The organism is Pseudomonas alloputida, from assembly GCF_021283545.2.
In the GTDB taxonomy this organism is placed as follows: domain Bacteria; phylum Pseudomonadota; class Gammaproteobacteria; order Pseudomonadales; family Pseudomonadaceae; genus Aquipseudomonas; species Aquipseudomonas alloputida.
In genome coordinates, this window is the sequence record NZ_CP128540.1 from 2,840,560 (window position 1) to 2,866,060 (window position 25,501).

24 protein-coding genes, 2 pseudogenes and 1 riboswitch are annotated in these 25,501 nt (G+C 62.7%); of the genes and pseudogenes, 12 read left to right on the forward strand and 14 right to left on the reverse strand.

Translation table 11 applies throughout. The features are described from left to right. Nucleotides 1-190 precede the first annotated feature (190 nt). The 3 genes and pseudogenes from gnuR to LU682_RS29990 all read left to right on the forward strand — a co-directional run. A complete protein-coding gene (gene gnuR / locus LU682_RS12940; RefSeq protein WP_010954283.1) occupies nt 191-1,210 on the forward strand; it encodes a transcriptional regulator GnuR in 1,020 nt (339 codons plus the stop codon). A 318-nt stretch (nt 1,211-1,528) separates the two neighbouring features. Then, nucleotides 1,529-2,158: pseudogene (locus LU682_RS29985) on the forward strand (PAS domain-containing protein); the annotation flags it as partial. Between the two features lie 153 nt (nt 2,159-2,311). Beyond that, a pseudogene (locus LU682_RS29990) lies at nt 2,312-2,743 on the forward strand (methyl-accepting chemotaxis protein); the annotation flags it as partial. Here the strand turns inward: LU682_RS29990 and LU682_RS12950 are convergent. The 8 genes from LU682_RS12950 to LU682_RS12985 form a co-directional block, all read right to left on the reverse strand. Continuing rightward, entirely contained in the window at nt 2,709-5,990 is a 3,282-nt protein-coding gene (locus LU682_RS12950; protein ID WP_010954281.1) for a transporter substrate-binding domain-containing protein, read from the reverse strand. The pseudogene LU682_RS29990 and the gene LU682_RS12950 sit on opposite strands and share 35 nt — an antisense overlap. Nucleotides 5,991-6,003: 13 nt before the next feature. Further along, entirely contained in the window at nt 6,004-6,618 is a 615-nt protein-coding gene (locus LU682_RS12955) for a response regulator transcription factor (protein WP_003253824.1), read from the reverse strand. Between the two features lie 221 nt (nt 6,619-6,839). Continuing rightward, nucleotides 6,840-7,082, reverse strand: a complete 243-nt coding sequence (locus LU682_RS12960; RefSeq protein WP_003253822.1) for a DUF1272 domain-containing protein — start codon at nt 7,080-7,082, stop codon at nt 6,840-6,842. A 66-nt stretch (nt 7,083-7,148) separates the two neighbouring features. Next, nucleotides 7,149-7,901, reverse strand: coding sequence for a precorrin-4 C(11)-methyltransferase (gene cobM, locus LU682_RS12965; RefSeq protein WP_010954279.1), 753 nt, complete (start codon nt 7,899-7,901; stop codon nt 7,149-7,151). A gap of 34 nt (nt 7,902-7,935) precedes the next feature. After that, the gene (locus LU682_RS12970; protein ID WP_020190465.1) at nt 7,936-8,322 is read right to left on the reverse strand and encodes a cobalamin biosynthesis protein; all 387 of its coding nucleotides are present in this window, start codon (nt 8,320-8,322) and stop codon (nt 7,936-7,938) included. Then, entirely contained in the window at nt 8,322-9,008 is a 687-nt protein-coding gene (locus LU682_RS12975; protein WP_049587686.1) for a CbtA family protein, read from the reverse strand. Before LU682_RS12975 ends, LU682_RS12970 begins: the two co-directional genes overlap by 1 nt. A gap of 9 nt (nt 9,009-9,017) precedes the next feature. Further along, nucleotides 9,018-9,206, reverse strand: coding sequence for a CbtB domain-containing protein (locus LU682_RS12980; protein ID WP_014590842.1), 189 nt, complete (start codon nt 9,204-9,206; stop codon nt 9,018-9,020). Between the two features lie 93 nt (nt 9,207-9,299). Next, nucleotides 9,300-9,522, reverse strand: a riboswitch (cobalamin riboswitch). A gap of 119 nt (nt 9,523-9,641) precedes the next feature. Beyond that, nucleotides 9,642-10,121, reverse strand: a complete 480-nt coding sequence (locus tag LU682_RS12985; RefSeq protein WP_010954276.1) for a GNAT family N-acetyltransferase — start codon at nt 10,119-10,121, stop codon at nt 9,642-9,644. A 124-nt stretch (nt 10,122-10,245) separates the two neighbouring features. On the opposite strand from LU682_RS12985, the gene LU682_RS12990 reads away from it, so the two are divergent. From LU682_RS12990 to LU682_RS13005, 4 genes are all read left to right on the forward strand, one after another. Further along, entirely contained in the window at nt 10,246-10,875 is a 630-nt protein-coding gene (locus tag LU682_RS12990; RefSeq protein ID WP_010954275.1) for a LysE family translocator, read from the forward strand. Nucleotides 10,876-10,896: 21 nt separating this feature from the next. Beyond that, on the forward strand, nt 10,897-11,769 hold the full coding sequence (locus LU682_RS12995; RefSeq protein ID WP_010954274.1) for an alpha/beta fold hydrolase: 873 nt from the start codon (nt 10,897-10,899) through the stop codon (nt 11,767-11,769). 96 nt (nt 11,770-11,865) lie between these two features. After that, nucleotides 11,866-12,753 (forward strand): pirin family protein, encoded by an 888-nt coding sequence (locus tag LU682_RS13000; protein WP_010954273.1) that lies wholly within the window; start codon nt 11,866-11,868, stop codon nt 12,751-12,753. A 255-nt stretch (nt 12,754-13,008) separates the two neighbouring features. Next, on the forward strand, nt 13,009-13,269 hold the full coding sequence (locus LU682_RS13005; RefSeq protein WP_049587683.1) for a DUF1652 domain-containing protein: 261 nt from the start codon (nt 13,009-13,011) through the stop codon (nt 13,267-13,269). A gap of 81 nt (nt 13,270-13,350) precedes the next feature. Here LU682_RS13005 and LU682_RS13010 read toward each other — a convergent pair whose 3' ends face one another. The 6 genes from LU682_RS13010 to LU682_RS13035 form a co-directional block, all read right to left on the reverse strand. Continuing rightward, the gene (locus LU682_RS13010) at nt 13,351-13,638 is read right to left on the reverse strand and encodes a hypothetical protein (protein ID WP_003253801.1); all 288 of its coding nucleotides are present in this window, start codon (nt 13,636-13,638) and stop codon (nt 13,351-13,353) included. 169 nt (nt 13,639-13,807) lie between these two features. Then, nucleotides 13,808-14,455, reverse strand: coding sequence for a DNA oxidative demethylase AlkB (alkB, locus tag LU682_RS13015; protein ID WP_010954271.1), 648 nt, complete (start codon nt 14,453-14,455; stop codon nt 13,808-13,810). A 158-nt stretch (nt 14,456-14,613) separates the two neighbouring features. After that, nucleotides 14,614-16,059 carry a curlin gene (locus LU682_RS13020; protein WP_049587681.1) on the reverse strand — a complete coding sequence of 482 codons (1,446 nt, stop codon included), beginning with the start codon at nt 16,057-16,059 and terminating at the stop codon, nt 14,614-14,616. A 16-nt stretch (nt 16,060-16,075) separates the two neighbouring features. After that, nucleotides 16,076-16,549, reverse strand: a complete 474-nt coding sequence (locus tag LU682_RS13025) for a curlin (RefSeq protein ID WP_010954270.1) — start codon at nt 16,547-16,549, stop codon at nt 16,076-16,078. A 15-nt stretch (nt 16,550-16,564) separates the two neighbouring features. Continuing rightward, nucleotides 16,565-18,796 (reverse strand): Ig-like domain-containing protein, encoded by a 2,232-nt coding sequence (locus tag LU682_RS13030; RefSeq protein WP_049587679.1) that lies wholly within the window; start codon nt 18,794-18,796, stop codon nt 16,565-16,567. Between the two features lie 32 nt (nt 18,797-18,828). Continuing rightward, a complete protein-coding gene (locus LU682_RS13035; RefSeq protein ID WP_010954268.1) occupies nt 18,829-20,157 on the reverse strand; it encodes a hypothetical protein in 1,329 nt (442 codons plus the stop codon). Between the two features lie 268 nt (nt 20,158-20,425). Here LU682_RS13035 and LU682_RS13040 point away from each other — a divergent pair, with 268 nt between their 5' ends. The 5 genes from LU682_RS13040 (at nt 20,426) to LU682_RS13060 (ending at nt 25,501) form a co-directional block, all read left to right on the forward strand. Then, the gene (locus tag LU682_RS13040) at nt 20,426-21,337 is read left to right on the forward strand and encodes a LysR family transcriptional regulator (RefSeq protein ID WP_049587677.1); all 912 of its coding nucleotides are present in this window, start codon (nt 20,426-20,428) and stop codon (nt 21,335-21,337) included. Between the two features lie 98 nt (nt 21,338-21,435). After that, nucleotides 21,436-22,365, forward strand: coding sequence for a hydroxymethylglutaryl-CoA lyase (locus tag LU682_RS13045; protein ID WP_010954266.1), 930 nt, complete (start codon nt 21,436-21,438; stop codon nt 22,363-22,365). 24 nt (nt 22,366-22,389) lie between these two features. Continuing rightward, nucleotides 22,390-23,580, forward strand: coding sequence for a CaiB/BaiF CoA transferase family protein (locus tag LU682_RS13050; protein ID WP_010954265.1), 1,191 nt, complete (start codon nt 22,390-22,392; stop codon nt 23,578-23,580). Nucleotides 23,581-23,592: 12 nt separating this feature from the next. Further along, on the forward strand, nt 23,593-24,117 hold the full coding sequence (locus LU682_RS13055; protein WP_010954264.1) for a gamma carbonic anhydrase family protein: 525 nt from the start codon (nt 23,593-23,595) through the stop codon (nt 24,115-24,117). 67 nt (nt 24,118-24,184) lie between these two features. Further along, nucleotides 24,185-25,501: an MFS transporter gene (locus LU682_RS13060; RefSeq protein ID WP_010954263.1), complete on the forward strand. Its 1,317-nt coding sequence runs from the start codon at nt 24,185-24,187 to the stop codon at nt 25,499-25,501.

Genomic DNA, 25,501 nt, shown 5'->3' on the forward strand with positions numbered 1-25,501 from the left:
TGAGATAGCGCTGTCTCGCCGATGACGAACAGCCACCTCCCCGGTGTTATTGGTCTTGTCCTTACGCAGTATGGACGCCTGGTGGCGAGCGCGTGGTGGCTGCTACCAAAGATTACATTGCCTGCATCCTGAGACAGCGCTACCTTAGTGGCCGTTCCCTCTCCTTGCAAGTAGTAAAATTACAACATTCATGTCCCGCACCGGCTCCCGAACTACAGGTCGTCCCACCCTGGCCGAAGTTGCCAGGCTTTCCGGGGTTTCCCCGATTACCGCTTCGCGCGCCTTGCGTGGGGTCAGCACCGTTGCGCCTGACCTGGTGGAAAAGGTCATCGCCGCAGCGGCGAACCTTGGCTATGTGGCCAACCCGGCCGCCCGGGCGCTGGCCTCGGCACGCAGCCAGTCGGTGGTGGTGTTGATCCCGTCGTTGTCCAACCAACTGTTCATCGACACCCTGGAGGCCATTCACGAGGTCATGCGCCCTCGTGGGCTAGAGGTGCTGATCGGCAACTATCATTACGACCTTGCCGAAGAAGAGAACCTGATCCGCAATTACCTGGCCTATCAGCCCTGCGGCATTTTGCTGACCGGCTTCGAGCGCAGCGATGCTGCCCGGCAGATGCTGGTTGCCAGCGGCGTGCCGTGTGTGCACATGATGGAGCTCAATGGCGAGCCAGGGGCTTTGTCGGTCGGCTTCTCGCAGCATCAGGCCGGGCGTGCTGCTGCACGGCACCTGATCGAGCGCGGGCGCAAGCGCCTTGCATTCATTGCCGCGCAGCTGGACCCGAGGGTGATGCAGCGTGCCGAGGGTTTCCGTCAGGCTTTGGCAGAGGCTGGTTTGCAGGCTGCGGAGCTGGAGGTATTGGCCCCGGAGCCATCGTCGATTGCCCTGGGCAGTGTGCTGTTCAGCCAGCTGATGCAGCAGGCGCCGGATGTCGACGGTATCTTCTTCTGTAACGACGACCTGGCTCAGGGCGCGGTGCTGCAGGCCTTGCGTCAAGGGGTGGAGGTGCCACGCCAGGTGGCGATGGTCGGTTTCAACGATCTCCCGGCCTCGGCGCATATGGTGCCACGGCTGACCTCCATTCGCACACCGCGGGCTGCGGTGGGGCGGGGCGCGGCACAGGCGCTGCTGGCGTTGCTGGATGGGAAGCGGGTGACGAATGCGCAGCAGGATCTGGGCTTTGAGCTGATGGTGCGCGAGAGCACCTGAGAGTGCCCGCCAAGGCCTTCTCGCGCGACTCCCACAGGAATGATTGGCCCGAAACGAAGGTGCAGCGGGTTTTCCTGCGAAGCAGGCGACGCGGGGCATGGCACTGGCTGCGCCGGTGTTCGCGGGTGAACCCGCTCCTACAGGCGCTGTAGATGCCACGACTTGCCAACGGCGATCTATGCTCAGAAAACCGCGCATAGGGAGCCCCGCGACATGTTCGATTTCCATCGCAAGTCTGATTTGGCAGAAATCCAGCGCACCCGCCAGGCGTTGGCCGATGCGCAAGCCAAACTGGCCGCTATCGGCCGTTCCATGGCGATGATCGAGTTCGCCCCTGACGGTACTATTCTCGACGCCAACGAGCGCTTCTGCCAGGCCATGGGCTACAGCGCCGACGAGCTGCGTGGCAAGCACCACCGGCTGTTCTGTGAGCCGGACTATGCAAAAAGCGCCGAGTACCAGCAACTGTGGCGCGAGTTGGGGCAGGGCAAGGCTATCAGCGGTACGTTCGAGCGTATCGACAAGGCGGGGCGCGAGGTCTGGCTGGAAGCCAGCTACATGCCCGTGCTGGACGAGCACCGGCAAGTCACCAGCGTAATCAAGGTGGCGTCGGACATCACCCAGCGGGTGGTGCAGGAGCACGAGAGCGAAAGCCTGCTCAAGGCCATCAGCCGCTCCATGGCGGTGATCGAGTTCACCCCCCAAGGCCGGGTGATCAAGGCCAACCAGAATTTTCTCGACACCATGGGCTACCGCCTCGATGAAGTGGTTGGCCGCCACCACGGGCTGTTTTGCCTGGCGCATGAACGCGAATCGGCCCAGTACCGAGAGTTCTGGGCTTCGCTGAATCGTGGCGAATACCACTCGCACCGCTTCGAACGCGTCAACAAGCAGGGCCAGACCGTTTTTCTGGAGGCCTCCTACAACCCGATCTTCGACAGCAAGGGCCGCCTGTGCAAAGTGGTCAAGTTTGCCAGCGACATCACCCATCAGGTCTGCACCCAGCAAAGCGCCGCCCATGCCGCCCATGCCAGCTCGGTGCAGACCGATGCCTGCGCGCGCAAGGGGACCGAAGTGGTGCAGCAGGCGGTGCAGGTAATCGAGCAGATTTCCCAGGAGCTTAACGACGCTGCGCGCAGTATCGACGCGGTAAACAGGCAGTCGGATGTGATCGGGCAGATTGTGCTGACCATTCGGGGCATCGCCGACCAGACCAACCTGTTGGCCCTTAATGCAGCCATCGAGGCAGCGCGTGCCGGCGAGCACGGGCGCGGCTTTGCCGTGGTGGCCGATGAGGTGCGCAACCTGGCCGCGCGAACCAGCAAGGCCACCCTGGAAATCGTCGATGTGGTGCGGCAGAACCACGACCTGTCGCTATTGGCAGTGGCCAGCATGCAATCGAGCCTCAACCGCACCGGTCACGGCGTGGCGCTGGCCAATGAGGCGGGGACGGTGATCATGGAAATCCAGCAAGGCTCACGGCACGTCGTGGATGCCATCAGCCAGATAACCTCGACGCTGCAATTGCATTGAGCGCCTCGCGCATCTCGTCAAGCAGTGCCTGCAGGCTGACTTGCAGTTGCGCGCGCTGTTCGACGGTCGGCAGCCCTTTTGCGTGGGCGTGCTCGATAGCTTCACAGTCTTTGACCACAGTGCGCACCCTGATCATTTTGGCGCCACCCTTGATGCGGTGGGCAAGGGCGCGCACGGTTTCATCAGGGGCGTCTGTTGACAAGGCACGCAGGGCGGCCAGATCTTCACCGACGCTTATCGACAATTGCTCCAGCAAATGCCGCGTCAACTGTTCGTCGTCCTGGGTCAGGTGACGCAGTTCGGCCAGGTCGAACCCACTATGGAAAGGCTCCGGCGACGGCTGCTGAGGGCGCACCTGGGGCAGGTGGGTCTTGAGCGTGCGCAGACCAATCGGCTTGAACAGGCATTCGTCCATGCCGCTGGCCAGGCAGCGAGTACGCTCCTCGGCCTGGGCATTGGCGGTCACGCCAAGAATACGGCCTGCTGGCAGGCCGCGCTCGCCCTCCAGGCTGCGAATGCGCCGGGTGAGTTCATGCCCGTCCATGACCGGCATGCTGCAATCGGTGATCACCAGGTCGAAGCGCGCTTCCTGCCAGCGTGCAAGGGCGATCTCGCCATTCTCCGCCAGTGTCACATGGTGCCCCAGGGTTTGCAGTTGCCGTTCCAGCAAAAGCAGGTTGGCCGGGTAGTCGTCGACCACCAAGATATTGAGCGGGCCGCTGTTACTTTCATGTGTGGTGAGTTGCGGGTCCGCTTGTGCCGGTGCTTCGCAGACAGGTAACCGAAGGCTGACTTGTACCCGGGTGCCAACACCCTCGACGCTCTGAAGGCTCAGGGCGCCGCCCATCAGTTCGGCCAGGGTACGGCTGATGACCAACCCCAGGCCTGCCCCTTGACGTGCCCTCGGGCCATCGACCTGAACGAAGGCACTGAACAGCCTGGCCTGGTCGGCGGGGCTGATGCCGATGCCGGTGTCGCGCACATTCAGCTCGATAGCCAGAATGCCGTGGCCGGCAACTTTGGGCAGCAGCAGGCATGCCTGCACTTCACCACGGTCGGTGAACTTGATTGCGTTGCTGATCAGGTTGGACAGAATTTGCTTGAGTCGCAGTGGATCAGCCAGCACCCATACCGGCTCTGCAGGCAGCTCGCCGTGTAGATGCAACCCTTTGGCCCGGGCATTGCCTTCGAACACCCGCAGCGTGGCGCGCACCAGTTCGACCAGATTGGTGGGTACTGGCTGCAGGCTGATGTGCCCGGATTCGATGCGGGAAATGTCGAGAATATCGCCTATCAGCTCAAGCAGGCCAATGGCCGAATCATGGGCGGTCTGCAAGGTCTGGGCGTCGCTGCGGCCGCTGCGGCTATCTTCCAGGGCCAGTTCCAGCAGACCGATCACGGCATTCATCGGGGTGCGGATCTCATGGCTCATGGTGGCCAGGAAGGTGCTTTTGGTCTGGCTGGCCTGTTCGGCATCGTCCTTGGCCTGGCGTAACTGTTCCAGCAGCCCGCGGCTCAGCGCGAGCTGTGCCTGAAGCGCGTGCTGTGCCTCGGTGCGCTGGTTGATCAGCTTGCGCAGGTAACTGTTCCAGAACACCACCCCGGCCAGCAGCAGGGCCGACAGCACCAGCACCTGCAAAGCCAGGGTGCGGTAGTCGCGCCAGGGGCTGTCGCTCACCAGTGTGCTGGTGCGCCAGCGGTTGATCAACTGGTCCAGTTCTTCAGGTGGAATGCTTAGCAGCGCCTTGTCGAGAATGGCCTGCAATTGGGGCTGGTCGGCGGCTACGGCAAAGGCGGCAATGGCCGGAGCGTCGTCGAGCATGTTGGCGATGCGCAAACGGTCCTTGAACACATGGCTGATGTAATAGGCAGCATTGATATGGCTGCTCAGGGCCGCGTCGGCAACACCGTTGGCCACGGCCTCCATCTGGCCCAGTGGGTTGTCAACTTCGACTATCTCGGCCTGCGGGTATCGCTGTTGCAAAACGGCCTGCTGCGGTGAGCCGCGCACCAAGGCGATGCGCTTGCCATCCAGGGCCTTGGCCTGTGCAGGTGATTCACCGTCGTTGCGGGTAACAAGCACGCGCGGGCTGACCAGGTAGGGGCGGGTGTAGCGCAGTTGCTTCAAGCGGTCGGCACCATAGCCCAGCGCCCCGATCATCTGTGCCTCGCCCCGCACCAGGCGGTCGATCATGGCCTGCGATGAAGCACTCTCGACGGGTGTGAACTGCAGCCCCGTGCGCAGCGAGATCTGCTTGAGCAGGTCCAGGGTGATCCCGCTAGGGCGGTGCTGAGCATCGTTGAACGTCAACGGTGCCAGCGAGGTATTGACCAGTACGCTGATAGTGGGGTGGGCGGTGATCCAGGATTCTTCTTCTTCGCTCAAGGCGGTGAGGTGGCGCTGCAGCAGCAGGCTGGTGTTACCACTGCTCCAGCGGCGCAGAATGTTCAGGCGTTCACTTTCGCTTATGCGTGACAGCGCCTTGTCCACCAGCCGATGCAGGCGCGGGTTGTCGCTGGCGATGGCGAAGGCAAAAGCCTCTGGGGCCAGTTGGGAGAAATGGTCGATTTTCAACGTGCCCTGAAAGCTTTTGCCGATCATGTAGTCAGTGCTGATGGCATCGCCCAGATAGGCGTCTGCCTCGCCCAGCGCCACGGCAGCGAGCCCGGCCAGGGTCGAGCGGTACAGGCTCAGTTGCGCCTTGGGGTACAGTGTGCGAACGCTGACGGCCGGCAGGTAGTGATCGACCATCGCCAGGCGCAGGCCGGCGAGCTCGGGCGTACTTTTCAAGCTGCGCCCTTCACGGGTGACGATCACTGGCAGGTCGTCGGCATAGGGGGTGCTGAGGCTTAGCTGGGCGTCCGCCGCCTCGAAGGCGTTGGAGCTACCCAACAAGTCGATACGGCCATCACGCAGGGCAGTGATGGCCTCGTGACGGCTGTCAAAACGACGTACTTCAATGGGGATGTCCAGCTGTTCGCCGATGATGCCGGCGTAGTCTGCGCTCAGTCCCTCATAGTCATGCTGGCTGACGTTGATTTCGAACGGGGGGTAATCGGGGCGCGCACTGCCCATTACCAGGCGTTCGCGTTGTTTCAGCCAGTGGCGATCATCGCCGGATAACGTCAGTGGGGCAGCGGCACTGATCGAGCGCGCCAGCAGATGGCGTGGTTCACTGCTGGCCTGCAGTTCCGTGGAGTTGGCCAGACCGATAGCCAGAAGGACGCTCGCCAGCAACTGTTTCATGGCAGCCGAGCGCTCAATAGACGCTGTTGCGCTTGGCCAGGTCGACCATTTCCACCAGTGACTCGGTCTTGAGCTTTTCCATGATACGGCCCCGGTAGGTGCTGATGGTCTTGGCGCTGAGGTTCATGCAAGTGCCGATGTTCTTGTTGTTCTCGCCGCGCGCGAGGCGCCGCAGCACTTCCATTTCTCGGTTGGAGAGACTGGCCAGGCGCACTGGCTCGCTCTCCAGCGAGTTGCTGTTGACCGACATTTGCGGAAAGGTCGAATAACCTTTGGTCAGGGCCTTGAGGGCGAACAGCAGGGCCTCGTGGTCCTCTTCCTTGGTGACGAAGGCACCTATCCCGGCATCCAGGCAGCGACGCACATACAGATCGGTGGCCTGGCCGGTCAGCACCATGATCTTCGGTACCGGCTCCAGGCTCTGCAATCGCTTGATGACTTCCATGCCGTCCAGGCCGGGCAGGCCGATGTCGAGAATGACTACGTCCGGGCGCAGTTCGCGGGCTACCTGAGCCACTTCACTGCCATTGCCGACCTCGCCGATGACATGGAAGCGCTCGCGCTCGAGCAGTAGGCGCAACGACAGCCGGACAATAGGGTGGTCGTCGACGATCAGCACGGTTGTCATGAGGAAAACTCCTGTAGGGATGTGGTCCGCTTCCTGGAACACTCAGGAATACGTCTGCAAGTGGGGTTATCGGAAGCGCTGCACGATACGACCATTCCCGAGGTTTGGTAATGCCGAGTATAGAAGTGTTGAAATCCCCAGTGCTTATTGTTGAAAAGTCCTACAAGAAACAGGAAAGACATCACCCTGAAACAGCGGTGATGCCGGTGCTTTGCAGTTGTTCAGGCGCAGGCAGCGTGCGGTTTGTGTATCCGCAGCGTGGAGGCAGGGTTGTTGGCCAATGCCTGACCGACCCGCGTCGGACGGGCTACCAACTGCCCGGTACAATTCGGGCAGCGGCCTTGGAAGCGGGTTTCGGCACAGGCACGGCAGAACGTGCATTCGAAGGAGCAGATCATGACGTCGGGGCTGTCACCCGGCAGGTCGGCATCACAGCACTCGCAGTTGGGGCGTAGTTCCAGCATGGGCATGACTCCTGTTCGCAGGCGGGAACCCGGAGTCTGCTACGCCCGAGGCAAGGCTGGCAATGTTCAGTCGCCAGGTCGGTACAGGTGGGCATGCCCGGCACGGTACAACGCCGATTCGGCGAACGGTGTATCCCCCAGGACGTGGCCTACCAGAATCAGCGCCGTGCGCCGGAAATCCTTGGCCGCTACGCGTTCGACGATATCGCCGAGGTTGCCGCACACCCAATCCTGGTCTGGCCAGGTGGCCCGATGCACCACCGCAACCGGGCAGTGCGCGCCGTAGTGCGGCATCAACTCAGCGACAATGCGCGACAGGTGCTTGACCCCCAGATGAATTGCCAGGGTGCTGCCATGGCGCGCCAGGTCACCCAACTGCTCACCCGGCGGCATGGGCGAGCTGTCGCCATAGCGGGTGAGGATCACGGTCTGCGCCACTTGAGGCAACGTCAGCTCGCAGCCGAGCAGGGCGGCGCTCGCTGCCGTGGCGGTAACGCCGGGGATGATCTGGTAATCGATGCCCAGCGCTTGCAGGTGGCGAATCTGCTCACCGATGGCGCCGTACAGGCTGGGGTCGCCGCTGTGCACCCGGGCCACATCCTGACCTTTTTCATGTGCGCTGCGCATGGCGGCGATGATCTGTTCCAGGTGCAGTTCGGCGCTGTTGATCACGGTTTCGGCCTGGTGGCCTTCGAGCACGGCGGCGGGTACCAGTGAACCGGCATAAATGATCACCGGGCACTGGCGAATCAGCCGTTGGCCCTTGACCGTGATCAGCTCCGGGTCGCCGGGGCCGGCACCGATAAAGTAGATGGTCATGCAAAGTCCTGGCAAGAAAGAGGGGGCGAAACGCTCAGCAGGCCAGGGCGAGCGTCGCCGGGCCCAGTACCTGGCGCGTCAGCAGCAGCCTGGCCGTACCCTGCCGCTGGCTGGCCAGGGCCAGAGCCGCGCTTTCGGCTACGCCCCAGCAGCCACTGTGCCGGTGAGCAACGGCGGAACGGTGGCTGAGCAGTGGTTCATAGGGTTGCAGTTGCGCGCCATGGTACAGCACCAACGGCAAACCGAGGTGTTCTGCCAGTTGCAACAAGCCGGGCTCGTCGGCCTTCAGGCTGATGCTTGCGATACCGCGCAGGTCAGCCAATGCCAGGCCCTGTTTGTCCAGGGCCTGGCACAGCAAGCGTTGCAAGGTATCCGCCGGGCAACCCCGGCGGCAGCCAAAACCGGCATAGAAGGCAGGCATCAAGCCTGGCTGGAACGGCGGAACAGCCAGGCGCTGAGCAGGCCCAAGGCCAGCCAGAAGGCGGCGTTGGTCAGCCAGGAGGCGACTTTGAACTGGGTTTCCAATGCTTCAGGGGCCAGGCTTTCGTGCACCTCGGGTTGCGGTGCACCGATTACATGGGGAATGACCAGCAGCACGGCGCCCAGCGCCTTCAGCAGCCAGTGGCGGGCGAACACCAGCAAGGCCAGGCCCAGCGCTGTGGCACTGGCTGTACCGACCCACCAGGTTTGGCGTTGCCCCAGGTCGGCGGCCGCCGTACCCGGCAGTTCTGGTGGCAAGCCCAGGGTTGGGGCCAGGCAGAACACGGCGAAGCCAGCCAACCCCCACAATGCGCCGGTGGCGGCGCGTTTGGGCTCGCGAAGGCTGTACAGGGCGGCGAGGATCAGGGCGAAGCCGACCGCAACCACCAGGTTACCGCCTGTGGTGGACAGCACGCGCTGCCAGCCGTCTTCCGGCGACCAGGCTTCGGCGCTGTGTTCATGAGCGGCAACTTCGCTGCCGTGTTCGTGGTGCACGGCCGGGGCCGAGGACTCGTAGGTTTCCGCCTCCAGAATCAGCGGAGCCACCCAGAAGCTTTGCAGCAAGGTCAGCAACAGGGCTGCAAGGAGCCCGCTGAAGCCCGCAGTACGGGCAATGCGCGTGATCATCAGGCGTACTCAGTGGCAGGGGAAGGCGGCGCTGTGGCGGGTGTCGTGGGCGGCGTTGTGCACGGCCTCGATGTGCGAGAACCCGGCAAAGTAGACCAGGCACAGACCCAGCAAGCTGGCACCGACGGCGATGGTTACACGCTGGCTGAGCGTAACGGGGGTAGCAAGGCTGTGTTGTTTGGCGCTGGTGACGGGCATGACGCGATCCTCTGCTTTTTGTGGGCAATAGGCGAGCGCGGCAGCCCCGGACGTGGTCGCCCAAGGGAATGCAACAGCGCCCGCCCACCGCGGGGTGTTCATGAACGCCAGGCCGGTCTCCGGGCTTGCGAGGAAGAGCTGGGCTCCTGGAACGCGTCACCTTCCCATGCCGTACTACGAGGCACAGTGGTACAGACGCTTCACTCGCTTACCGTTGCGGGGGCAGCACCGGCATTGTCCGGCCCTGCTGAAGGGCCTGGGACGCACCGGTTTCCCGTTTCACCCCCTGAGGGGCACCTGAACGCGAGGCATAAGGAGAGCATGGGGCGGGCTTGGCGTCAATGTCATACAGCGTGCGAGGCTGTCGAACAGCAGGTACGACAGGCTCAGGCCTGAAGTCTTCTTCCAGCAGGCAGAAGTGCAGAAACCGGGCGATCACCCGCGGGCGAATGCCGCCAGCTTGTCGCCATCCAGCCGGTAGCGCACCCACTCATCCTGCGCCTCGGCCCCCAGTTTCTGGTAGAAGCCGATCGCTGGCTCGTTCCAGTCCAGCACACTCCATTCCAGGCGCCCACAGTTGTTCGCCACCGCTTCGCGGGCAATGTGCTGCAACAACTGCCGGCCGGCACCATCGCCGCGATGTTCGGGGGTTACGTACAGGTCTTCCAGATAGATGCCATTGCGCCCGAGCCAGGTCGAGTAGCTGTAGAAGTACACGGCAAAGCCGATTGCACGGCCATCACGCTCGCACATCAGGGCGTGCACAGTGCTGCCTTCGTCGAACAGGCTGTGCTCGATGTCGGCAAGGGTGGCGACCACCTCGTGGCGGGCGCGTTCGTACTCGGCGAGTTCGGTGATGAAGGTGAGGATCTGCTCGGCATCGGTACGCACGGCAGGGCGAAAGGTGAGGCTCATGGTGACGGCTTCCTTGGTCCGGATTGGCGATACAGTGATTTGTATCTGTGTAATTTAATCAAACTGTAACGGTCGCTGGGAGTGGCGGCTCCGGTAGTGTGACAGCACCTATAAAGAAAGTGGAATGCCCGCCATGCTTGCCTCTGCCGACCTGCTGACTGCCTTTGTGCTGTTTGCCTTCGTATCGTCCATCACGCCTGGCCCCAACAACACCATGTTGCTGGCCTCGGGGGTGAACTTCGGCGTGCGCCGCTCGGTCCCTCATGCCTTGGGTATCAGTTTTGGTTTCATGATGATGGTGCTGGCCGTCGGCCTGGGGCTGGGTGAGGTATTCAAGGCCTGGCCACCCCTGTACACGGTGCTGCGCTACGCTGGCGCCGCCTATCTGCTTTACCTGGCCTGGAAGATCGCCACTTCCGGGCCGGTCGGCACGGCCGCGTCCAGTGCCCGCAAACCGCTGGGCTTCTGGGGTGCGGCGGCGTTCCAGTGGGTCAACCCCAAGGCTTGGGTGATGGCGGTAGGGGCGATTACCACCTACACGCCAGCGCAAGGCTATGTAACCAACGTGATCGTCATTGCGGCCTTGTTCGCTTTGGTCAACTTGCCCAGCGTGGGGGTATGGGTGATGTTCGGCCGCGCCCTGCGCAACCTGTTGCAGAATTCGCGCTGGCTGATGCTGTTCAATGTCGTGATGGCCCTGTTGCTGGTGATTTCCCTGTACCCGCTGCTGTTTGTAGAATCAGCGTTTTCCTGACCCCGAGAGTACAGTAAGCCGATGCAGTTGATTCCCTGGTCCCACGAATGCGCCGAAGGTTTCACCCTGCGTGGCTGGCGAACTCCGGCCAGTGGCAAACCGCTACTGCACTTTCTGCATGGCAATGGCTTCTGTTGCCTGGCCTACCAACCGTTGCTGATGCGCCTGGGCGAGCATTTCGACCTGTGGCTCTGCGACGTTCAGGGCCATGGGGACAGTGATCATGGTGGGGTGTTTCGCGGCTGGAACCGCACCGCTGCCCTGGCGGTTGAGGCCTTTCAGGGCGGACGTGGCGAGTATGGCGACGTACAGCGGTTTGCCGCAGGGCACAGCTTTGGTGGCGTGCTTACGGGGCTGATCCTGGGCAGTGAGCCGCAACTGTTCGCACGTGCCGTGCTGCTCGACCCGGTACTGTTCAGCCGACGCATGATCGGTGTGATGGGGGCGGCAGCCCTGGTCGGCCTGCATCAGCGTCACGCCCTGGCCCGCAAGGCCGCCAGCCGCCGTAGCCACTGGCCCGATCGCGAGTCGGCGTTGGCCTCGCTGGAAGGGCGCGGCATCTTCAAAGGCTGGACCCATGCGGCACTGCAGGCCTATGTCGAGCATGCCATCGGTGATTGTGGCGAGGCCGTGGTGCTCAAGTGCCGGCCCAGCCGTGAAGTGGAGATCTTCAGCTCATTCCCTAAACGCATGTGGGCCAGTCTGGCCGCAATCAGGACGCCGACACGGGTGTTGTATGGCGAAGACACCTATCCCTTTGTGCCACATTCGGTAAATCGCCTGGCGCTGCTGAACCGCAATGTGACCGCACGGCAAGTTCCTGGTGGGCACTGTTTCATGCAGGAAGACCCGGCCATGGCGGCCGAGCAGGTGCTCGATTTCTTGCAGGGTTGACTGTTCTGCAGGTGGGACGATGCATGCCATTTCAGCCGTCTACCGCTTGATTGGCATCATTGATAAGGTTACCTCAACCAAGTGAGGAGCCTTCTCATGAAAACGATTCTGGGTATTCACCGCAGCCCCCACGCCCATTGGGTGGGTGATGGTTTCCCGGTGCGCAGCCTGTTCACCTACGACAACCTGGCCAGCCAGATCAGCCCGTTCCTGCTGCTGGACTACGCCGGTCCGCATGATTTCACCCCGACCCGAGCACGACGCGGCGTAGGCCAGCATCCGCATCGCGGCTTCGAGACCGTGACCATCGTCTACCAAGGTGAACTGGAGCACCGTGATTCCACCGGTGCTGGCGGGTTGATCGGTCCAGGTGACGTGCAGTGGATGACGGCGGCCAACGGCATCATTCATGAGGAGTTTCATTCCCCCGACTTTGCACGCAGTGGCGGCACGCTGGAAATGGTCCAGCTGTGGGTGAACCTGCCGGCGCGGGACAAGCGTGCAGCGGCCGGCTACCAGACGCTGCTGGCCGGCGACATTCCGGTGGTAGCGCTCGACGGTGATGCCGGGAGCTTGCGGGTGATTGCCGGTGACTACCACGGCCACCAGGGTCCGGCTCGAACCTTCACCGCGATGGACGTGTGGGATTTGCGGCTCAACGCCGGCGCGGCCTTGCAGTTGCCGGTTGCTGCCGGTCGCAATGCGGCGCTGGTGGTGTTGCGTGGTAACGTTCGAATCAACGGCGAGCGCGAAGCAGGCCCGTCCAGCCTGGTACTGCTCGACCGGGAGGGTGTAGATGTAGGCGTCGAGGCGCTGGACGGCGCAAGTGTGCTGCTGCTCAGCGGTGAGCCGATCGACGAGCCGATCGTTGGCTACGGCCCGTTCGTGATGAACAGCCAGGCGGAGATTGCCGAGTCGTTCGATGATTTCCATGCCGGGCGGTTTGGGCAGATGCAGGACGAGAGGGGAGGCGCCGCACACTGATGCAATTGGTTGGCCTTTCCCGGCTGGGGCCTGGCCAACGCCTAGTTGACCGAGACCACTCGTCGTTAAGTCTGCTAATGCATTCGAACACTCGGCCGCCGCGGGGAATCTTCCACTAAGGTGCTAGAGGATTCCCCGCATGCTCATTGCCGGGGAGCATGGTCAGCTGGCCGAGCATGCGCAATATCAATTGGCGCCCCGCCCGACAAAGGCGTACTTCCATACAACAGGCCATCCCACAGAGAGGGTCGTACCATGTCGTTGATAGGCGTTTCTATGCTAGAGATGCGGCAACTGATCGAGCAGGCCTGCTTGCCAGACCGCTGTGAAGTGAGTTGCCCGGATGGCGCGCACTTGACCATCCGCCTGGGCCAGGGCCAGGATCTCGACCAAGGCGTGACCCTCAACGGGGTCGCGCTGCAAGACCTCAACAGTTGTCGTGACCTGGTCAACCTGGTGGAGCAGCTGCATGCGTTGCGTGATAGCCACCCGGCGCCACTCAAGGCGATTGCCTGAGCGCGCCTGTCGTGCCCCGGTCAGCCCAGGCTGGCCGGGTATAAGCAGCCACGAGCGTGGCCACGGCCGCCGCTGATCGGCTTATTGCAGTTCCAGCAGCAGGTTCAGGCCACCGTCGCCGCACTTTCCCTTCTCGCGAACCACGCCGTGATAACTCCGCCCATCCCAGACGAAGGCCACACTGTGAGCTCGGTCGATCTTGTCAGGCAGTGGGGGGCAAACGTGAAGGCGCAGCCCTGGGCGACCTTGCAGGTTGAGGGCGGCGAGCTGGCATTGGCATTCCACTCGTTGCGCCACCGGGCCGAACAGGGTGTCGCGTACGTAATCGAGTTGCAGCGAAGCATTGGGTGCGCGGCCAGGCATCTTCATCGGTACATGGCTCCGTTACAACGGCTCGAAGAACCACACGGGTTGGGCATGGCAGGCTCCATACAAAAGAAAGGCGGCTTATCATTCGAAGCTTGCCTGGCCAAGATGTTCAATGTGTTTCATGTGCGTTCATCTTGTTTTGCGCTGGGTGGCAGATGACGGCCCCTGTTCAGGCACCCGCCTTGCGCAAGGTCAGGTTGATACGCCGTTCGCCCAGGCGCGGATGCACGCCGGGTTTGATCGGTAGCACGCCGTGGAAGCGCAAGCGGTCTACGCCACCCCAGACCAGCACATCGCCGTGGCTCAGCGCAATGCGCTGAGCCTTGTCGGCACGCTGCAGGCCGCCGAACAGGAACACCGCCGGTAAGCCCAGCGACACCGACACGATCGGCTGACCGAAATCCTGCTCGTCGCGGTCCTGGTGCAGGCTCAGGCGCGTGCCCGGCAGGTAATGGTTGACCAGGCAGGCATCCGGCACGAAACCGTCAAACCCGGCCATGGCTGCGGCGCGGGAGGCCAAGGCGAGCAGAACCGGGGGCAGGGCGGGCCAGGGCTGGCCACTGACTGGGTCGCTGGGGCTGTATCGGTAGCCATGTTGATCACTCACCCACCCCAGCGTACCGCAGTTGGTCAGGGCCACTGCCATGCGCAGGCCTCCTGGGGTGTACATGTGCCGGAACGGCGCAGCACGCAGCACCGGACGCAGGGCATCGAGCAGCGCCTCGGTTTCGGCCAGGGCGAAGCCGGGCAGCAGCACGGTGTGGCTGGCCAGGCGTTGCGGCTGGGGGCCGAACAGGTCGAGGTCGGACTGGATCATGTGGCTGCACATCTTCGAGCGGTTTGCCATTGTACCCGACAGCTACACGTCAGGGGATTACACGCGCCGGCCGGATCGAACGATGGCAGAGGGCGGGATGACAGAAAAAGGAACCGCGGCACCAGGGAGAGGAGCACCGCGGTTCAAGGGGGAGCGGTTTACTGCTGGGTCACAGTGGCCAGGTTCGCGCTGCCCAGCTGGGTGATGGTGGCGGATTGGGCGACACCACTCTGGTCGACGAACGCCTTGTTGCTTTGGCCTCCCTGGGTCACGTAGGCGACGTTGATGCTGTCAGTCTGTTTGATGGTGGCTTCGTTTCCGCTTCCGTAGAGTTGGTTGGTGTAGCTCTGGTTGCTATAGCCGGACTGGTCGAGCGTGATGGTGTTGCCGGTGCCCTGGCTGCTGCCGTAGGCATAGTTGTCGGTCCCACGCTGGTCGGCGATCAGAATGTTGTCAGTGCCGTTCTGTTCGAAGTACAGCTCGTTGCTGACATCATCCTGCTTGGTCGACATCTGGTTGCCTTTACCCGTCTGGGTCAGCGTGGCCAGTTGGTCAGCGCCCTTCTGGGTCAGATTGACGCCGTTGCCATTGCCAGCCTGGTTGATGGTGGCGTTCTGGTTGGTGCCGAACTGGCCACCCATCTTGGCGCCTTTCCAGTTACTGGCGGTGATGCTGTTACCATTGCCTTGGGTGTTGATGGTCAGGTTGAGGTTTTCACCGTTCTGATAGGTGAAATGCAGGTTGTTGTTGCCGGTCTGGGTAATGGTGGTGGTCGAGTTGTTGGTCTCGAACTGGTCCGACCAACTGGCGTTGGCATTGCCTTGCTGCGACAGGCTGACCTTGTTGCTGACGCCGAAGCTCTGGTCGATATAGCCTTCGTTCGACTGGCCGGTCTGGACCACGGAGGCCTGGCTACCGATCTGTGTGTCCTGCCACACTTCCACGGAGTTGCCGCCCCCGTACTGGCCAATGGCAATGGTGCCGCCAGTGCCTTCGCGCTGGTCGCCATAGGCCCAGTTGTCGTGGCCTTCCTGATAGACCTGGATATCGCCATCGACATGGTTCAGGTGCTCGGCGGTGGCGTAGTTGTCCTGGCCGGTCTGGTTGACGGTGCTGCGATTGTTGCTGCCACCGAAGGTCTGTTCGATGAAAGCCTCGTTGCGCTGGCCGGATTGCCCGCTGGTGGCTTTGCTGCCTTCCTGACTGTCCTGCCACACGGTGGATTTATTGCCGACGCCTTGTTGGGTTTGCAGCGATTCGTTGTTCGACCCAAGCGACTGGCTGGCGAAGGCATCGTTGTAACTGCCTCCGGCGTGCTGGGTGATCTGGCTGCCGTTCTCGAACAGTTGCTCGGCGTAGCCGGCGTTGTACTGGCCGGTGGCGCTCTGCTGGATATCGCTGGTGCTTTCGGCCTGCACGGCGAGGTGGTTGTGGCCCATGCCAGTCTGGTTCTGGGTGGCCGAGGCGAAGGATGCCTGGGTCTGAGAGACTTCGGCGATGTTTTCCTTGCCGTCCTGGGTCTGGGACGAGGTGCTGTCAGCAGCCATGGCCTGACCTGCGAGGGCCAGGACGATAGCGGCACTTAACGGAGCGAGCTTGTACATGGTGGTGCCTCCAGGTCTATCGGTATTGGGTGATCTGAACATGCTGGCCATTGCCAGCCTGGGTCACGGAGCTGTTGAGCCCTGAGCCGGACTGCACGATGCTGGCGCTGTTGTCGTTGCCGATCTGCTCGATGGCGGCGTTGTTGCTGCTGCCGCTCTGGCGAATCGACGCACTGTTGCCATTTCCCTGTTGGCTGATGATGGCCATCAGGTCACTGCCTTCCTGCAAGATGTACGCTTCCTGGGCACCGCCGGACTGGACGATACGGCCCAGAAGGGCCTGACCGTTCTGGTCGAGGGCGGCGCGGTTGCCTAACCCTTGTTGCTCGATCACCGCAGCCTGGCCGGCACCGGCCGGCAGCAGGCGGATGATCACTGGTTCACCGAGGTCGTTGCCGGGTGCAAGGTCGGCATTGTCCATCAGGTCCTCTGCCCAGCAGGCCTGGCCCGCCAGGGCCAGGCAGAGCAACAGGGAGTACAGCCGTTTCATCGAAGCCTCCGGCTTTTACTGCACGACTACGTTGACGGTGCGCGTGGTGCCTTGGCTGGTGGTGATCGTCGCCGTCGGTGCCGCAGTCGGGATGATCGTGGTGCTATTGCTTACCACCAGGCGCCAGCGGCCGGTCAGCGCTACCGTGGCCGTCCCCAAGGTCTGGACGCCCGTGGTAGTGGTTACCCGCACGGTTACGGTATTGCCGGTGGTCACCGACGAGGTGCCACTGATGTCCCAGTTGTAACGGTTGTTGGAGCGCGCCGTGACCGTGGCTGTCGTGACGGCGAAGGTTTCAGCGGCAGGCCGAGGCGACACGTTGACGGTGACCGTACTTGGGGTGGACAGACCCCCCAGTGAGTCACGTGCCTGGTAGGTGAAGGTGGTGGTGAAGGCTGTGGTTACAGTGGCCGGTGGGGTATAGGTCACGGTTGTGCCGTCGGTGCTGACCGTGCCACGGCCGGCGGCCGGCTGGGTGATGTTGGCCACGCTCAGCGGTACGTTGCCTTCTGGATCGGTGTCGTTGGCCAGCACGTTGATGGTCAATGGCACGCCCAAGGTGGCGACGGTTTCCGGGTTGGCAGTCGGTGCCTGGTTAGGTGCGACGTTGATGGTGACCGTGGCCGGTTCCGACTTCAGGCCCTTGGCATCCACCGCCCGGTAGCTGAAGTTGGCTACCAGCGGTTGTGTGGCCCCGGTCGGCGGTGTGTAGGTAACCGAGGTGGTGCCGTTCAGCACGACGCCGCCAAGGCCGGTCCCGGGTTGGGTCAGGTCGCTGATGGTCAGCGGCACGTCGCCATCCGGGTCGCTGTCGTTCAGCAGCAGGTTGAGTGTGATCGGTACACCGACACTAGTGCTGCCAACATCGGCCTGGGCCAGCGGTGGCTGGTTGGCGGCCTCGACCGGGGCGCTGCCGACCACGATCACCGGCTCCACATCACTACCGCCATGGGCAGACTTGACCGTAACGGTAGCGGGCGGTTGAGCCAAATCGTTGACCGTGATGCTTTGCAGCGTGCCCGATTTCGACATGCGGCCGTAGCCTTGGGCGAGCAGGTCGGGGACCGCTACTTCGTCGCTGGAGCTGGCCTCGATCAACAGACGTTTGTTGGCCCAGTCATAGCGTGCGGTGCTGACTTTGACCACGTCGCTGAGTTTGCTCGAGAGCGCAGTCGGCTGGGTGCCGCCGACTGCGTTGCTGGCGGTGACAACCACCACCGCTGGCGGCACCGACTGGTTGAACTGCTGGCTGAAGAACAACCCGTTGTTGTCCGAAGTCAGGGTGAACTGACAAGGCGAAGGCGGCGTGCCGATCAGTGCCAGGCCATTGCGCATGCACAGGCTGGCCTCACTCGGGGCTTTGGCGAACACTTCCACGCGGGTGCCGCTGCCGTTGCGCGAATAGGTGGCGCGCTCCAGGGTGACCGGGGTTTGTGCTCGCTGGTCCAGCACCTTGCCAGACACGGTGAACGTGTTGGTCTGAATGGCGCCCGCGGGCCCTTCGATGCGCACGAAGTTGGTATTGAAGGGGCTACCCGTGACCGCTTCGGTGATATTGGGGTCGCCGATGAAGGTTTCGGTGGTGCCCGTGTCGGGGTTGACCTCTGTATATGGCCCGCCAACCCCCTTCAGCCAAGGGCCGATCGCCCCCGCCAGCGCCCCCTGGAAGTTGCCCGGAGCGCCGATACCGATGTCCCGGGTGATGTTGATCGCGCGACGACCTGCCGTGGTGACGTTGACCGTCTCCACCCCGTAAGGGTGCGTGATGGTGTAGGTACCGGTGCGTGGGACCGATGCGCGGATACGGATGCGGGCGAAACTTTGCTGATCACCGTCTACCGGGTTTTCAGCAGCAAAGGCTGCCTCTATACCGGCAACGTAGACCTCCAGCTCATATCCGCTGTTACCGACTTGTGGTATCGAGGTTTCGGCCAGGAACCAGAACATCTCGGGTGGCCAGTTATCTGGAAATACCAGCGGCAGGGCATCGTCATAGACCCCGGGCTCGGGCAACAAGGTGCACATGTAGGCGGGCGCCCCGGGTGCGCCTGGCGCACGGGTGCTGGTGGCACGCGACTGGCACAGCTCCAGGGATTGGTCGAGGCTGTCCTTGTACCACATCGGATAGCCACCTGTGGCGAAGGTGTAGGGCCCCGGATCGACATCAGACAGCGCGGCGAACGCGGCGCTGGTAACGGTAAGAGAGAAACCGGCGGCCAACAGCGCACGGCGCGACCAAGTGTTCATGCTGCCTCCTTGAAGGCTGAGCCTTTGTCTGTTCATGGCACCAGCACCACGTCTTCGGAGTCGCTACCACCGTTGGCGCTGGTGACCTGCACCTTGGCCGGCGGAATGGGCGAGAGGGTCATGCTCAACGTCTTCACGGCGCCGGTACCGCCCAGGTTGCCGATCAGCGTGCCGTTGCCGGTATGTGCGGTAAGTACTGGAGGTGTTGTTTCGTCACTGGTGCTGGCCACCAGGGTCAGCTCGCCGGTGGACAGGCGGTACTGGGCCTGCGTGATGGTGACCAGGTCGGTCAGGGGAACGTTGCTGGTGGTCAGGCTGCTGGTCGGGATTGCCACGCTGTTGTCAGCGGACAGTGTCACGATGGTTCCGGCCGCCGGGTTGAGGGCTGACTGGGCGTACCAGGCGCCGGTGCCGTTGGCCTCAGTGAGGCTCAGGTTGGGGGTCTGGCTGGTCAGGGTGACGCTTGCCGGTGGCGGCGGGGCCAACACGAAGATGTCTTGCTGGGCGATCAGGTCGCCGTTCTCGGTATGGCGTGAGTAAGTGCTGCGTTGTGGCATCAGCGGGGTTGGCAGGGCCACTTCGGAAAGCTTGCCCGAGACAGCGAACAGCTCGGTGCGCAGGTCGATGCCACCAGGGCCTTCGATGCGGACGTAGTTGGTGTTGAATGGGCTGCCCGTTACCCGTTCTTCCAGGTTCGGGTCACCAATGAAGCGCTCGTTGCCTTCGGTGTAGGGGCCGTTGACACTGCGCAGGAACGGCCCGACATCGCCCTTGAGTGCGCCGGTGAAGTCGCCTGCGCCGGCGATGCCGATGTCGCGGGTCATGTTGATCGCCCGGCGCCCTGCAACGGGCACATCGAACACTTCAACACCATAGGGGTGGGTGACCACGTAGGTGCCCGCGGTGGGAACGTCGACCCGGATACGGACCCGGGCGAAGCTGACCTGGTCACCCTCGACAGGTTCTTCGGCAGCGAATGCCGCTTCGATCGCCGTGCCATAGCTGAGGTCGATGCCACGCGCAGCGTCGACGATTGCAGCGTCGGCAGTGAACCAGAACGCTTCGTCAGGGAAGTTGGTGGGGAAGACGATGGGTTGGGTATCGTCGAACACACCAGGTGTGGGCAGTAGCGTGCACATGTATGAGGGTGCGCCAGGTGCGCCTGCGACCCGGGAGCTGACGGCCTTGGTCAGGCACAGGTCGAGGGTACGACCGTGGCTGTCCTGGTACCAGGCGGGGAAGCCGCCATTGGCTGGGACGTAAGCGCCTGGATCGACAGCGTTCAAGGCGGCTTGCGCGGGAAGCTGGAGCATGCCGGCGAAAATCGCCACTGCCAGCGGGTGGGGTATCGGTCGGTGCATGAGTCAATTCCTCCTGCAAACGGGCCCATGGACTTGGGGCGTCTGGGAGGAGATCGGCAAGAGCTGTGCCAACACCTGAAAAATGCTTTGCAGGCCTTATGGTGCAGGGGCTACAGATTCTCAGTAGGGCTTTATGCCAGCCGCTGGCGGTGGGCAGCGTTCCCCCAAGGTTGGGGATTGGGGGCCGGTAATTCAAACCCGGTTTTAGAAGCCAATGCGGTTTTTGCTACAGTGCTACGGCGGTCCCTTCCCCAAGCCGAGCCAAGCGATGCAACCCCTCGACCACCTTTCCCTGAACCTGTTCATCGTCGTCTGCGAAGAAGGCACCATCGCCCGCGCAGGCGAGCGCGCGTTCATGGCGCCGTCCGCCGTCAGTAAACGTATTTCAGACATTGAGGCGCGCTTTGGCACCGCCTTGCTCAAACGTAGCAAGCGCGGCGTGGAGCCCACCCCGGCGGGGCTTGCACTGCTGCGCCATGCCAGGGAAATGACCCGCGCCATGGAACGCCTGGACAGCGAGCTGAGCGAATACGCCCACGGCGCGCGTGGTCATGTGCGGGTGCTGGCCAATGTATCGTCGATCATGGAGTTTCTGCCCGAAGAACTGTCAGCGTTCATGCTGGAATACCCACTCATCCAGGCCGATATCGAAGAGCGCTTCAGCGCCGATGTCGTTCGTGGTGTGGCCGAGGGCACTGCAGACCTTGGTATCTGCCGCAAATCCATGGCGGTGGGTGACCTGGATTTCGTACCGTATCGGCAGGATCACCTGGCCGTGGTCGTTGCTGCTGACCACCCGTTGGCCGGCCGCAGCCAGATTGCCTTCGAGGAAACCCTGGGTTACGACCACCTGGGGCTATCGGCCTTTGCCACATTGAACGCTTTCATGCGTAAAAGCGCCGAACAGTCAGGCAAGGCGCTGCGTTTTCGTTCGTACGTGTCGTCGTTCGACGCGGCATACCGTCTGGTGCAGTTTGGCCTTGGCCTGGCGGTGTTCCCGCAAGAGGCCGTGTCCCGCTATGCGGCGTTGTTCGACCTGCGGGTCATTGCGCTGACTGACGACTGGGCGCTTGGTGAATTCGTCATCTGCATGCGCGACCGGCACACGCTCTCGCTGTCGGCTCGGCGCCTGCTTGACCACCTGTTGCTGCGTGCACCGGCCTGGCAGGGCGCGGGCTGATCCATCGTGGCTGACGATGGATCAGCCCGCGAAACACGTCTTTTCTGCCCGTCATCCAGCTCTTAGTCTGGCGCAACGCTTCAGACAGAGAGACCGCGATGACAACAATAACAATCAATGAAGTCGGCCTGCGCGATGGCTTGCAGAGCCTGCAAGTGATCATGCCGACAGCAGCCAAACGCCGCTGGATCGACGCCGCTTACGGCGCCGGCGTGCGCCATATGGAAGTCGCGTCGTTCGTGCCGGCACGCTTGCTGCCGCAGATGGCCGATGCCCGCGAAGTGGTGGCTCACGCCCTCACGTACCCGGACCTGCAAGTAACCGTGCTGGCTCCAAACCTTCGTGGCGCAAGGGACGCACTTGAATCGGGGGCACACCGCATCGTCGCCCCGGTATCGGTGAGCACGGCGCACAGCCTGGCCAACGTGCGCCGCACGCCAGTGGAGATGGTCGAGGAACTGGGGCGCATGTGCCAGCTGCGTACTGAAATGGGCCTGCATGGGGTGCAAGTCGTGGCCGGCATGTCAGTGGCCTTTGGCTGCACCCGCCAGGGCGAGGTGCCGCTGGCTGACCTGTGTGCGTTGACCCGCCAGGTGATCGAAGCCGGTTGCGACCTGGTCTCCCTGGGGGACACCACTGGCTATGCCAATCCGGGCCAGGTGGCAATGGTGCTTCAGGCCGTACGGGAGATTGCAGGCGACCGTCTCAAGGCCGCGCACTTCCATGACACCCGGGGCCTGGCCTTGGCCAACAGCCTGGTGGCGGTGCAGCAGGGCATTGGGGAACTGGATGCCTCCCTGGCGGGCCTGGGAGGCTGCCCGTTCGCCCCTGGCGCGTCTGGTAATACCGTGACCGAGGACCTGGTGTTCATGCTGCAAAGCATGGGCTACGACACCGGCATCGACTTGCCTGCGCTAATCGAAACCCGGCAGGTACTAAGCGAAGCGCTACCGGGCGAGCCACTTTACGGCTTCATCGCCCGGGCCGGATTGCCGCTCAACTTCGCCAACACACACCGCCACGCCTGAATTGCCCGCAAGAGGAGCATCACAATGTCCAGACTTCCCTTGGACGGCATCCGTGTCGTTGAGATTTCGCATATGGTCATGGGCCCGACGTGCGGCATGATCCTTGGCGACCTTGGCGCCGAAGTCATCAAGATCGAGCCGGTACGCGGCGACGGCACACGCCGTTTGCTGGGCGCAGGGGCGGGCTTTTTCCGCACCTTCAACCGCAACAAACAATGCATTGCTGTCGATGTTGAAACGCCCGAGGGCCGTGAGGCCGTGCTGCAATTGATCGACACCGCCGATGTCTTCATCGAGAACTTCAAGCCCGGGCGTATGCAGAAGCTGGGTCTGGGCTACGACGCACTGTGCCAGCGCAATCCAGGGCTGATCTACGCTTCGCACAAGGGGTTTCTCAGCGGGCCATATGATAACCGCCTGGCGCTGGATGAAGTGGTACAGATGATGGCCGGTCTGGCCTACATGACAGGGCCGGTGGGGCGCCCGCTGCGCGCAGGCAGCTCGGTGAACGACATCATGGGTGGCATGTTCGGCGCCATTGGCGTGCTGGCCGCACTCAACGAGCGCCACAGCACCGGCAGGGGCCGTGAGGTGCAAAGTGCCCTGTACGAGAATTGCGTGCTGCTGGCTGCCCAGCATATGCAGCAGTACGTGGTCACCGGTGAAGCCGCAGCGCCGATGCCGAACCGCATCAGTGCCTGGGCCATCTATGACGTGTTCACTTTTGCCGGTGGCGAGCAGATGTTTGTCGCCGCCACAGGGGAAGGCCAGTGGCACGCGTTATGCCGGGTACTGGGGCAGACCGCTTTGCTTGATGACCCGACCCTTGGTAGCAATAACGACCGCGTGTTGCAGCGGCCACGGCTGCTGGCGCACCTGGCCGAGGTGTTTGCGCCGCTGGACGCCGGGCAGTTGGCGTTGCAGCTGGAAGCCAACGGCATTCCTTTCGCGCCGATCCGCCGCCCTGAAGAGCTTTTCGAGGACCCCCACCTGCTACAGAGCGGTGGCATGGCCGAGCTGCAACTGGAAGACGGCAGCCACACACCGATGCCGTTATTGCCGCTATCACTGGACGGCCAGCGCCTGCAGCCACGGCGGGCGATCGCGAGGATTGGTGAGCACACCCGCCAAGTGATGCGTGAACTGGGTTACAGCGACGCGCACATTGCCCAGCTGTGTGCGGCGGGCGTGCTGAAAACAGACGACGCGGCTTGAGGAGGCCTTGAGATGGCGATCTACCAATATGACAACCTTGCACCCAACCTGCACCCGGAAACGTTCATCGCCGAGGATGCCAGCGTCATCGGCGACGTTACCCTGGAACAAGGCGTCAGCGTATGGCCGCAGGCCGTGCTACGGGGCGACAACGAAGCGATCCGTATCGGCCAGCACAGCAACGTGCAGGAGGGTGCTGTCTTGCATGCCGACCCCGGCTTTGCGTTGACAGTGGGGCAAGGTGTCACCATCGGCCACCAGGCCATGCTGCACGGCTGCACCATCGGCGATGGCGCGCTGATCGGCATTCAGGCGGTGGTGCTCAATGGCGCGGTCATCGGCAACAACTGCCTGGTGGGTGCAGGCGCCATCGTCACCGAAGGCAAGGTGTTTCCCGACAACTCGTTGATCCTGGGCGCACCTGCCAAGGTAGTGCGCGAGCTCACTGCCGAAGCTATCGCCGGTATGCAGCGCAATGCGACCGAGTACGTCGCAAAAGGCCAGAGCTTCAAGGAAAAGCTGATCCGTATTCGCTAAAAAACCTGCTGGTGGCGCCCTTCGAGGCGTCGCTGCTCTCCAATAATTACAAGAATGGAGATTCACCATGGTTGCTTTGACCGGCGAACTGGCGCGTGAGCGCAACGACAGTCACATCAATGAGCTGCTGCTATACCGCCGTGTGGCCTGGCGCATCATGCCGCTGGCTATCATCTGCTTCCTGTTCTCCTACTTCGACCGCATCAACATCAGTTTTGCGAAGACACAAATGCAGCAGGAACTGGGCCTCAGCGATGCCGCCTACGGCCTGGCCGCGAGCATGTTCTTCGTCGGCTACGTGCTGTTCGAAGTGCCCAGCAGTCTTGGCCTGAAACGCTACGGGGCTCCGGCCTGGATCTGCCGGATCATGGTGTCCTGGGGCCTGGCGACGGCTGCGCTGGTATTTGCCTATACCCAGTACACGCTGTACTTCCTACGCTTTCTGATCGGCGTCATGGAGGCCGGTTTCGGCCCGGCGATCCTGTTCTACCTGGCATGCTGGTTCCCGCGCAAGCACCTGGCGAAGATGAATGGCCTGTGGTTCCTGGCGGTGCCGCTGGCCGGAGCGGTGGGTGGCCCGGCTGCGGGCTTTTTGCTGGGGACAATGGACGGCGTGTTAGGCCTCGCTGGCTGGCACTGGTTGTTCCTGATGTCCGGGCTGCCGTGTGTGCTGCTGGGCCTGCTGGTGCTGTGGAAGCTGGACCGCGATATCGAGGCGGCGAAATGGTTGAGCCGCGAGGAGAAGGACCTGCTGGCGGAGAACCTTGCCCAGGACAAACGCACCGCAAAACCGATACTCGGCTCGATCTGGCGGGTGTTGCTGACCCGTGAAGTGGCGATCATGGCGTTTATCTACTACGTGGTCAAAACCGCGTCCTACGGGCTTAATTTCTGGATGCCGCACCTGATCAAGTCCTCGGGGGTGCAAGACATGCTCTGGGTTGGCGTGCTGTCGGCATTGCCCTATGCGGTAGCGTGCATCGGCATGGTGTTGCTGACTCGTCACTCCGACCGCACCGGCGAGCGCAAGCGCTATCTGGTGTACTGCCTGCTGGCGGCCGCCGTCGGTTACCTGCTGGCGTGCCTGTTCTCCGACTCTCCCTTCGCGATGATGACCGCGCTGGTGCTGGCCACTGCGGGCACCTTTATCGCTATCCCGATCTTCTGGACCATTCCACAGTCGACGTTCTCGGGGCTGGCAATTGCCACCGGCACCGCCGCGATCAACTCGGTGGGACAGCTGAGCGGCATCGTTGCACCAGTGATGGTGGGCAAGATCAATGACCTTACCGACAGTACCTACATGGGCATGCTGTCAATCGCGCCGCTGATCCTGGTCGCATGCCTGGTGGTGATGCGTTACGTGCGCAACCCCAAAAGCTGA